2 tRNA genes and 2 rRNA genes are annotated in these 1,081 nt (G+C 48.5%); all 4 read right to left on the minus strand.

The window, feature by feature from the left end:
- Nucleotides 1–176: ribosomal RNA gene (locus tag KWG64_RS25565) — 23S ribosomal RNA — on the minus strand; the annotation flags it as partial.
- Nucleotides 177–390: 214 nt separating this feature from the next.
- Nucleotides 391–466: transfer RNA gene (locus KWG64_RS25570), tRNA-Ala, on the minus strand.
- Nucleotides 467–599: 133 nt separating this feature from the next.
- A tRNA-Ile gene (locus KWG64_RS25575) sits at nt 600–676 on the minus strand.
- A gap of 71 nt (nt 677–747) precedes the next feature.
- A 16S ribosomal RNA gene (locus KWG64_RS25580) occupies nt 748–1,081 on the minus strand; the annotation flags it as partial.

The following is a 1,081-nucleotide window of genomic DNA, read 5'->3' on the forward strand; positions in this document are numbered from 1 at the left end:
TCATTACACTATGTATTCATGTAATGATAATGTGTCGAAACACACTGGGTTTCCCCATTCGGGTATCGTCGGGTATAACGGTTCATATCACCTTACCGACGCTTTTCGCAGATTAGCACGCCCTTCATCGCCTCTGACTGCCTAGGCATCCACCGTGTACGCTTAGTCGCTTAACCTCACAACCCGAAGGTGTCTTAAAGACATCATCGCGCTGCGATTATTTGAGAGACTCTGTTACAGACTAATCACCACTCAGTACTTCTACGGAGAGTGATGTTCAGCTGTAAACTTTCAATTTTTCAGCTTGTTCCAGATTGTTAAAGAGCAAAATACTTCGCAGCATACTGTTTCCAATACACTCTGAAGTATTATTTAAAGGCTGTACGGTAATGGTGGAGCTAAGCGGGATCGAACCGCTGACCTCCTGCGTGCAAGGCAGGCGCTCTCCCAGCTGAGCTATAGCCCCATACAGTCACTTACAGATACCTTAATTACTCATCAGTCAGATGAGTCAGCCAATTACTTTCTCATCAAGGCGGAGTCATGCGAAGTTTGCTTGTGCAAACGAGACATGGCGACAACGAAGAGGAGGAAGGAATTGGTAGGCCTGAGTGGACTTGAACCACCGACCTCACCCTTATCAGGGGTGCGCTCTAACCACCTGAGCTACAAGCCTATTAAGGTATTTCTGCTCGTTACTTTCTATCAGACAATCTGTGTGGACACTGCACAATGCGTATCTTGAGGTAAGGAGGTGATCCAACCGCAGGTTCCCCTACGGTTACCTTGTTACGACTTCACCCCAGTCATGAATCACAAAGTGGTAAGCGCCCTCCCGAAGGTTAAGCTACCTACTTCTTTTGCAACCCACTCCCATGGTGTGACGGGCGGTGTGTACAAGGCCCGGGAACGTATTCACCGTAGCATTCTGATCCGCGATTACTAGCGATTCCAGCTTCACGCAGTCGAGTTGCAGACTGCGATCCGAACTGAGAACAGATTTGTGGGATTGGCTTAACCTCGCGGTTTCGCTGCCCTTTGTTCTGTCCATTGTAGCACGTGTGTAGCCCAGGTCATAAGG

This window comes from Rahnella sp. PD12R, from assembly GCF_019200965.1.
GTDB lineage: Bacteria > Pseudomonadota > Gammaproteobacteria > Enterobacterales > Enterobacteriaceae > Rahnella > Rahnella laticis.